Source organism: Halomicronema sp. CCY15110 (genome assembly GCF_016888165.1).
Taxonomy (GTDB): Bacteria; Cyanobacteriota; Cyanobacteriia; order Phormidesmidales; family Phormidesmidaceae; genus Halomicronema.
On the sequence record NZ_JACSWC010000406.1, the window covers coordinates 1 to 8840 of the forward strand.

Annotated in this window: 7 protein-coding genes; 4 read left to right on the plus strand and 3 right to left on the minus strand. The window is 54.0% G+C overall.

The features are described 5' to 3' along the window. Positions 1-40: 40 nt before the first annotated feature. Positions 41-2620, minus strand: coding sequence for a class I SAM-dependent DNA methyltransferase (locus tag JUK32_RS21015; RefSeq protein WP_204140831.1), 2580 nt, complete (start codon positions 2618-2620; stop codon positions 41-43). A 239-nt stretch (positions 2621-2859) separates the two neighbouring features. Between JUK32_RS21015 and JUK32_RS21020 the strand changes: the two genes are divergently transcribed. From JUK32_RS21020 to pnuC, 4 genes are all read left to right on the plus strand, one after another. Then, positions 2860-3297, plus strand: a complete 438-nt coding sequence (locus tag JUK32_RS21020) for a hypothetical protein (protein WP_239112915.1) — start codon at positions 2860-2862, stop codon at positions 3295-3297. Continuing rightward, the gene (locus JUK32_RS21025; protein ID WP_204140832.1) at positions 3294-3713 is read left to right on the plus strand and encodes an HNH endonuclease; all 420 of its coding nucleotides are present in this window, start codon (positions 3294-3296) and stop codon (positions 3711-3713) included. The genes JUK32_RS21020 and JUK32_RS21025 overlap by 4 nt, the downstream gene beginning before the upstream one ends. Positions 3714-3803: 90 nt before the next feature. Then, positions 3804-4862, plus strand: a complete 1059-nt coding sequence (locus tag JUK32_RS21030) for an AAA family ATPase (RefSeq protein ID WP_204140833.1) — start codon at positions 3804-3806, stop codon at positions 4860-4862. 30 nt (positions 4863-4892) lie between these two features. Continuing rightward, entirely contained in the window at positions 4893-5510 is a 618-nt protein-coding gene (gene pnuC / locus JUK32_RS21035) for a nicotinamide riboside transporter PnuC (RefSeq protein ID WP_204140834.1), read from the plus strand. A 64-nt stretch (positions 5511-5574) separates the two neighbouring features. On the opposite strand, the gene JUK32_RS21040 is transcribed toward pnuC, so the two are convergent. After that, positions 5575-6801 carry an McrC family protein gene (locus JUK32_RS21040; protein ID WP_204140835.1) on the minus strand — a complete coding sequence of 409 codons (1227 nt, stop codon included), beginning with the start codon at positions 6799-6801 and terminating at the stop codon, positions 5575-5577. Then, the gene (locus JUK32_RS28515) at positions 6798-8732 is read right to left on the minus strand and encodes an AAA family ATPase (protein ID WP_309224598.1); all 1935 of its coding nucleotides are present in this window, start codon (positions 8730-8732) and stop codon (positions 6798-6800) included. Before JUK32_RS28515 ends, JUK32_RS21040 begins: the two co-directional genes overlap by 4 nt. Between the last annotated feature and the right edge of the window lie 108 nt (positions 8733-8840).

An 8840-nucleotide genomic window follows, 5' to 3' on the forward strand; every position in this document is an offset into this window, starting at 1 on the left:
CGGGACCAGGCATTCGACGTCAGCCTCTAAAACTCACTCCTTAAGGATATATGCATTTCCGCCATGCGGTACTAGTCTGTACGGTTCCTATATATCTTCTAAGGCTACTGATAGCAGTTCTTAAATCAGGTCTAGGACGTTCAAACGTCCACCACTTATCCTTAATTTTTTGATCGCGTTCAACTGTACGTTCCGGGTAAACTTTTTCTAAAAGCCATTGATAAACTTTGGGATATTCAGCCTGTATTTCTTCTATGGATTTGCCATAACAGTCAATGATATATGCATCACGACTGACTTGCGTTAAATCGCGCCCATTCATATAAGGCTTGATCAATACTCTTTCGCCCTCTGAGAACCCTTCGAGTTCATCTTTTGAAAGAATGAATCCTGATCCGTAAGGTTTTACGCCAGGGCAGCATAATTTTGCTTGTGCTTTGAGTGGTATGGAGGAAGAAATATCTACTCCAACACTTAAATCGTCGAAGATATGGCCTACATTTTTCCATTCGATTTCGATATTCTCGGCTTCATCTTCTGGTGTAGAGGACTTCGCTTCATTAATCACTGTCCCTAAAGAGCATGATGTTAAGGCTTTTTCATCAGCATATCTTCCACTGGTCATGGATATTCTAACCGCTGCTCCTTCACTGTCCCAAGGATGATCAGGAATGGCGAAAAAGAGTTGAATTCCTTTTTTCTTCTTTTGATGTATCTCAATAAGCTTTCTCTGTCTAATTTGTCTAATCGTGTTTGTTGTGATAAGTCCAAAATACCGGAGAACTTTGCCCTCAATTGCAATAGCAGATTTGTGCCACCAGTACATTACATAATCGACCGTTTCAGGTACTTCTGGATATGTGTCTCGAAGAGTTTCAGCATATCCATCTCCGAAAATCTCTCGCATATCGCGATTACCAACAAACGGCGGATTTGACACCACATAATCCGCTTCCGGCCACTCCGCAGGCCGAGGATTCAAATACCGATAAATGGGAATCTGATCACTCGGATCGGGCACCTCTTCCCCCGTCACCGGATGCCGCAGCTTGCGGCCACCCCACCGCGTCCTTACCTGCCCCGTCGCCGGGTCAACGTCCTCCTCCTTGCCGTCATAGGCCAGCACCGCATCCCGGCATTCAATGTTGTGATATTCCCGCAGCACCGGCTCCACCGGGGGCAGGTCGCCAAAGCGGCGAAAATGCCACTGCAAATACCCAATCCAGATCACCAGATCCGCGATCGCTGCTGCCCGTGGGTTAATCTCAATGCCCAAAAACTGCGACGGGTTCACCTGGTTAAAATCGAGTTTGAGCTGAGCCTGCCCGGTGATGTCCTCCAGGCGCTTCAGCACCTCCGACTCTAGCTGCTTCATCAAGTCCAGCGTCACATACAGGAAGTTGCCCGTGCCGCAGGCCGGGTCGAGGATGCGGGTGTGCCGCAGTTCCGTGAGAAAGGCTTCTAGAGTGGCGATCGCCTTCTTCTTTTTCGCCGGGGTGGGGTCATCGCCGAGCTGCTGCTTCGCCTCCCCCTGCACCACCACCCACTGGGCCTGCAACGGCTCCATCACCACGGGCCGCACCAGCCGCTCCACATAGGAACGCGGCGTGTAGTGGGCACCGAGCTTGCTGCGCTCCTTGGTATCCAGCGCCCGCTCCAGCAGCGTGCCAAAGATGGCAGGCTCCACATTTTGCCAATCCCGTTCCGCCGCCTTCAGCAAAATCTGAATTTGGTCTGCCGACAGGTCAAATGCGATCGGGTCAGCAAACAAGCCCCCGTTAAACCGCAGCAGTTGCCCGTGAAAGCCAAAGCTGCCCCCCTCATTCATCGCCTGCCACAGCGCCTCGACCTCCGGCTTAAAGCTTTTGGGATGTTCGCACCAGCGCTCTTTGAGGGCGGTGGTAAACAACTCTTCTTTCAGCAGCTTCACATCTTCCGCAAACATGGTGAAAATACAGCGCATCAGGAAGTGGGCCACCTCCTGGGGTTCGTGCTGACCTTCCAGGGTTTTGGTCAGGTTGGCCAGGTCGGCGGCCACCTCCCGCGTCACTCGGGCGGCGATCTTCTCCGGGTTGCGCTTTTGCGGGTCAGTGAAGATATCGACAAACAGGTTAAAGACCGCTTCCTGCCGCAACGCTGACAGTTCAATATCTTCACGAGCGGCGTAGCCCCCATAGTCGCCGTTAAAGCCCGTCCACAGCTCAAAGTGACTGCCAATGTCGCAGGTGAGCAAAAACGGCGGCTTGGTCGGCACGTTGCGGGTGTAGGCGATCGCCTGCACAAACGCCTTTTCCATCGCCTTCAGATAGCTGGGGGTGCCCCGCTTGGCCGTACCTTTGCCCGTCTGGTCGCTGCCCTGCTTGGCCTCAATGATGAAGTGGTCGGCCTTGTAGAAGTCAACGAAGCCAGAAGTGACCTTGCCGCTGGGATGATACACCTTGATGTCTTTGTCAAAGCAATACGGATCATCCGCCACATTGCCTTTGGGCGGGGGTGTCTCGACCCCGAGCGCCGCACACAAATCCAGAAAGAAGCCCTGGTAGTTGGCCCGCTCGTTGCCGCCAGAGTTCTCCCACTTTTTGACAAAGGCGTCGATGCGTTGTTTCGCGGCGTCATCCATAGGGCAAAGGGGAATCACTGGAATTCCCGGCAAGGGGGCGGCGAGTTAATATTGCCCAGAGAAAAGGCGGGGGCCGCCATTCCTTACATAGATTTACTGAGCGCATCCCACCAACATCTGCACCTGACTGATGCTGTTGACGCTCCGAGACACCAACTGAGTTGACCTGAGTTGTGTTGTAGGGTTGATTGGGCGATGCTAAGACCGAAAACGATAAACTGAGTTAATCTCAGTTCACTATGGGTAAGGCGATGCAAACCCAGTCCATCACTATCGAATTACCGGAACCCGTGATGCGGCAACTGATGCGTATTGCTGCCGCGACTCAACAGCCGATTGAAGCGCTGGTGACTCAAAGCGTGCTGAGCAACCTGCCGCCCTCGGTCGATAACGCCCCATCGGAACTGCAAGCTGATTTGCTAGCCATGCAGCGCTTGAGCATTGAAGACCTATACGCGATCGCTCAAGCCCCAGCCGATGCAGAAGTATGCGATCGCCAAACCGAACTTTTAGAACGCCACGAAGATAACCAACTCACTCCTGAAGAACGCCAAGAACTGACTCAACTCCGGCAAACTGCCGATTACCTCATGCTGCGCAAAGCCTACGCCTGGTCGCTGATCCGCTGGCGCGGTCATAAACTCCCAGCATTGCAGGATTTACCGACGCCCGCATGAGCATTCCTCGAAACTTGCGGCAACAGGTGATTCAGGCGGCCAATCACCGCTGCGAATATTGTCAAACCTCCTCCCGACTGACAGGGACGCCCCTGGTGATGGAGCATATCCTACCGCGTTCTTTGGGAGGGACGGATGAGCGTGAGAATCTGGCGGCTGCCTGCTACCGCTGCAACGAATTCAAAGGAGCCAAAACCGCAGCCCTAGATCCAGAAACGGGCCAGTTAGTCCCGCTTTTTAATCCTCGAATAGAGCAGTGGCCAACACATTTTTCCTGGGGCAATGGCGGCACTCACATCATCGGCATGACTCCAACGGGACGCGCGACCGTCGTCGCCCTGCGGCTGAATAATGACAATATCGTCGCGGCTCGGGCGATGTGGATTGAATCAGCTTGGCATCCTCCGAATGAATAAGCCGAAGATTGAGTTAAGGCAAGGTAAGGGCGATCGCGATTCTGCCGCGGCAGAATTCAAACTATTGGCAACCCCATTGACTCACAGACGATGATTACTCGTGGCTTGACCCTCGGCAAATTTGCGCCCCTTCACAAAGGCCATCAGTTGTTGATTGAGACAGCTTTGGCAGAAATGGATGAGGTTATCGTCATGATTTACGATTGTTCGGAAGTCACGACCACACCCTTGCCCATAAGAGCCAACTGGATTCGCCAGTTGTATCCAATGGTGCAAGTAATAGAAGCGTGGAATGGTCCAACTGAAATTGGCGATACCCCAGCCATCAAGCAGGCTCACGAAGCCTACATCTTGCAGCAACTGCAAGGGATATCGATTACTCACTTTTATTGTCGTGAGTTTTATGGCGAGCATGTTAGCCAAGCCCTCAGCGCCCAAAACCGCCTGGTGGATTGGACGCCCAACTCAACTTGGCAGGAGCGTTGTGCCGTTCCAATATCAGCCACCCAAATTCGCAGGCACCTCTACCAGCACCGACAATACCTTGACCCGTTGGTGTATCGGGATTTGATCATCAATGTGGTCTTCCTCGGCGCGCCCTCCACGGGTAAAACGACGCTGGCAGCAGCCCTCGCGGAAGCACTGCAGACGGTCTGGATGCCAGAGTATGGCCGTGAATATTGGGAAACTCACCAGGTTGATCGGCGGCTGACCTTGGGGCAGTTAGAAGCCATCGCGATCGGGCATCTCGAACGAGAAGAAGACTTGCTCAGTCGGGCGAATCGCTACCTATTCACTGATACCAATGCCCTGACGACCTGGCACTTTGCCCGCGATTATCACGGCACCGCCACCCCTCGTCTGCAGCACCTGGCCGATCGCTGCGCCGCCCGCTATGACCTGGTGTTTCTCTGTGACACCGATATTCCCTATGCCGACACCTGGGATCGCTCGGGTGCCGCCCATCGCGAAGTCTTTCAAAAGCAAATGGTCAGCGACTTGCGCATCCGTAAAATTCCGTTCTTCCCCGTGCAGGGCGACCTCAAAACTCGGATAGGATACGTGAAACAGATTTTGCAGCGCTTCCAGAAGTACCAAACTTTAGCGGCCTGCTGGCGTCTTGACGATGATGAACCTACTGAGCATTGATGCGACGCCTTTACGGTGCGGGGCTACCCCATGAGCTATGTCGAGCTAGTGGGAACCCTCTTGTACCTGTGGTCAGTCTGGCTAATTGCACAAAAACACATGCTAACCTGGCCCGTCGGCATCGTCAGCGTACTGCTCTACATGCTGCTGTTTTACCAAGTTCGGCTCTATTCCGATGCCCTAGAGCAGGTCTACTACCTGGCCGCGAGCGTTTATGGCTGGTGGTGGTGGAGTCAAAAAGGCCCCGAGCAAGACGCGACATCAGGGTTCCATTACAGTCGTCGCCGAGTCTGGTGGTTGACGCTGGGCATCACCCTGGGGGCCGGGCTGGCTCTGGGCGGTGTCATGAGTCAGGTTCATCTTTGGCTGCCCAGACTCTTTCCGGCGGCGGCGGCGTTTCCGTTGCTCGATGCCGTCACTACCGTTATGAGCTTTACAGCGATGGTGTTAATGGCCCAAAAGCGGATTGAAAGCTGGCTGTATTGGATCGTGGTTGATGGTGTGGCAATCTGGCTCTACTTCGTGAAAGATATCCGGTTTTTATCGTTACTGTACGTGTTGCTGCTCGCGATCGCGCTCAATGGACTGCGCAGTTGGCACCAGACCTATCAAGCTACCAAGCACCAGACGGCAAGGCAGAATATCTAGCCATAGAATCTGTCCCTAACCGCGTGAATGAGGCGCGATCGCGATTCTGACGCGGCAGAATTCGTTATAGAGAATCGGAGCCGGTTTCCAACACCGCCTTCACAAAGGCACGGCCAGCCTCATTGAGATCTTGCGAGATGTTGAAGGCTAAGCCTCTGACGCGGACTTTGTTGGGGCGGATATCGAGGGGGGGAATGAGGGCTTGGGGATACACCAGGATGGCTTCAGTGGTGTCTTTGGTTTCGGCGTAGGCGATCGCCTGGTGCAAGTCGCTGGTATTTAATTTGTCAGTCCTTTTGTACTTGGTGTCGAGAACATAGCGAGTCGTGTCAGTCTGAATATCTTCTAGCACCAGGTCAATTTTTAAGGGGCCAAAGTGACTGGTGTCGAGGGGCACGGGGGCTTGTTGCTTTAACCGCAGGCCGACAGGTTTGAGTAGCTCTTCAGCGTGGGCTTTGAGCCATTCATAGACGAACGCCTCAAACAGGTCGTTCATATTTATCAGAAAGGGAATCATGCGGCGATCGCCGCTCGCCAGGCTGGGGCCGCTGTGGTCGAGGAAAAACCGACACAGGGCATGGAGCGATTGATAGTCGGTGTTGAGGCGGTTGTAGGTGTGGCCGGTGCAGTCGCGAGCAGTGCAAGGGGTGAGGGTGACGGTGCCTTGTAGGGCGCGATAGGCTTTACGGACTGTGAGCAACACCCGCTCTGAGCAGACGCCATGACGGCGGATTTGGTGCAGAGTCCACAACAGGATTTGGTTCTCGGCGATGTCGGCGGTTTGCTCTTGATAGTGGCATTGCAGGCGCGTTTCCCAGGGATGGCGGATCTGGTGGGGAATGTCGAGCCGTCCCCGCAGGCAGCTCAACCGTTCGGTTTTGGGAATGTAGGTGCGATAGAGGCCCCGGCGAGCGCGATCGCTAATGCGACGAGCGAGAATGTCGGCGAGTCGTTCATACAGGTCTTCCAGGGTGTCGCAGTGGTGCCAGTTGGCCAGCAGCTTAAATTCGCCCAGATTATAGGCGTATTCCAACATGCCAAACAGGTTTTGGATGGGAATTTTGGGCTGAATGCGGATGCCGACTGCTGGGGCCAGGGGAATGTAGCCAACATAGCTTTGGGCCGTAAATTGCCACTGGTGGCTATTGCCAATGGACGGAAATTCGACGTTGACTTGATGTTTGTGAGTGTCACGCAAGTGAAGCCCCAGGTGCTCGGCAAAGTCGGCTTGGGGCAGCGTTGCGGAGCGATACTCGATCAGCGTGATTAACTGCTGGGGGGCAACACTCATGATGGCATTACCTGAGCGCAAATCTTGGCCCACTCAAAGGCTTCTACTTTGTCGGCTTGATCGAAGAAATATTCCTGCAAGTAGGGTTCGATTTCCATTTGCCAGATGGCTTGGAGATTGGTGCTTAAATCTTGATCGAGGAAAAAGGAAGTGCCGATGGAGTATTGCGGATCGTCGATCGCCTGATTGACCGCTTCAATCAGTTGAATCAGGCTCTCTACGGCGAAGCCGGTACCCGTGTGGAATTTCCTGAGAATGTTCATGTCGGGATAGAGGGGCAGGAAGGCGAAGCGACGACGCAGGGCATGATCCACCAGGGCGATGGAGCGATCGGCGGTGTTCATGGTGCCGATGATGCGGACGTTGTGCGGAATACTGAAGGGCTTGCCACCGGCCAGGTCTACGGCTTGGTCGCGGTACTCCAGCAGATACATGAGTTCGCCAAAGACCTGGGCCAGATTGGCGCGGTTGATTTCGTCAATGATGAGGACGCAGGTATCCTGACGGGTGCGCGCTTGCTCGCAAAATTTGAGAAACCGACCGGAAACGAGGGGATAGTCGAGCCCGCCATGCTTGCCCTGTTGGGGCCGGATCCCCTGGATGAAATCTTCGTAGGTGTAGGCGGGGTGGAACTGAACGAGAGCGGAGAAGCCGTCGCCACCGCTCAATAGATGACGGGTGAGGTGCTGAGCCACAAAGGTTTTGCCGGTGCCGGGTGGGCCATAAAGGATGGCTTGTTTCTTCCGGTTGAGGGCCTGCACCCAAGTCTGTAACAGGCTTTCATCGAGATAGGATGCTGCCGCACATTGAGCTAGGGAATAAACCGGATGAGTCTCGATGACATCTTCGGCGGGTTCCAGATATTCCTGGAGCTGCGCCATTGGCTCTTCGAGGGTAGCCAGCAAGACGAGCGGAAAAACTTGCTCATAGGTTTCGCGGATAAAGGCGCTGAGTTCTTCCTTAGATTTGCTCAGCACTTGTGCTTTAGAGAGGACAGCAGCAACGTGGATGTCTGAGTCATTCGGGGCTGCAATCCATTCTGGGAAGCCGATGCCCTGGCGGTTGATGGCAACACCGTCAGCTCGGAAAGCGGTATCGGCGCGGCTGCCAAAGACGATGCCTTCGCGGTCAAGGGTGGGTTGCAGCAGTTCGGCGAGGTCGGCCTGATAGGTGCGGCAGTTTTCTAAGAACCTTTGTCGCTGTTCGCTGCCGTATTGACCAATGTAAAAGCCACATTCCAGACGCTCATAGCTCATCCAGAGAAAGAGTTGGGCGTCTTCAGTGCGTTTGCCGCCTTTGGGATAGAAGGCCCCCCAGTAAAAGTCCCATGCTCCACCTTGGCCCCAATCGTTTTTGAGGATACGGGCAAAGATGCGACTGCGGGTTTCCATCAATTCGGCGATGGGAGCGGGCAGTTGGGCTGCCACGTCGAGCATGAGGTGCTGAAAGGGCTCTTCCAGATGGCTTTTGAAGTCTTGCTTATAGTCGTCGTAGACCTTCTTCTTGGGCGTTTGATGGAGTTTGGCAAGAAGATCGAAGGTGGTGAGATTGAAGGGGCAATCTGGATTAACCTGCGTTGATGTATCGTCCACTGGCGGTATTTGATTGGGAGACTCCTGCTCCAGTTTTGGCGCTTGAGCGATCGCGTCGAATTCCTCAGCATCCAGCTCTAGCAAGGTCTTGACCCATTTAAGTTTGAGATGCTGAATACTGCGGGTAGTGGTGTCTTCCCACTGCACTGGCAGGCGATGCTTTTGGTCTTCTGCCTCGGGAGCATAGTAGTAAGCACCTGTCACAGTGCCGATACCGACGACTTCTGACTGCCCGCGATTGGCAACGATGCGATCGCCCTCTTCAATTTGGGCAAATTGCCAGACTTGGCTTTGACCGCCCTTAGATGACCAGCCTAGCTGAGGATTTTGCTCAATCACCTCCTCGTTGCGGGTTTTGAATTCCTGTTTGCTTATACCAATTCCCTATGAGGTGAAGCAGAATATAGGAGTACTGATTTCAAGCACAAAAGATGGCTCGTCCACTCA

Bases quoted from the DNA above. Each gene is read 5' to 3' on its own strand.
- JUK32_RS21015 (WP_204140831.1), bottom strand. From the start codon at position 2,620: ATGGATGACGCCGCGAAACAACGCATCGACGCCTTTGTCAAAAAGTGG.
- JUK32_RS21040 (WP_204140835.1), bottom strand. From the start codon at position 6,801: ATGAGTGTTGCCCCCCAGCAGTTAATCACGCTGATCGAGTATCGCTCC.
- JUK32_RS21025 (WP_204140832.1), top strand. From the start codon at position 3,294: ATGAGCATTCCTCGAAACTTGCGGCAACAGGTGATTCAGGCGGCCAAT.
- JUK32_RS21030 (WP_204140833.1), top strand. From the start codon at position 3,804: ATGATTACTCGTGGCTTGACCCTCGGCAAATTTGCGCCCCTTCACAAA.
- JUK32_RS21020 (WP_239112915.1), top strand. From the start codon at position 2,860: ATGGGTAAGGCGATGCAAACCCAGTCCATCACTATCGAATTACCGGAA.
- pnuC (WP_204140834.1), top strand. From the start codon at position 4,893: ATGAGCTATGTCGAGCTAGTGGGAACCCTCTTGTACCTGTGGTCAGTC.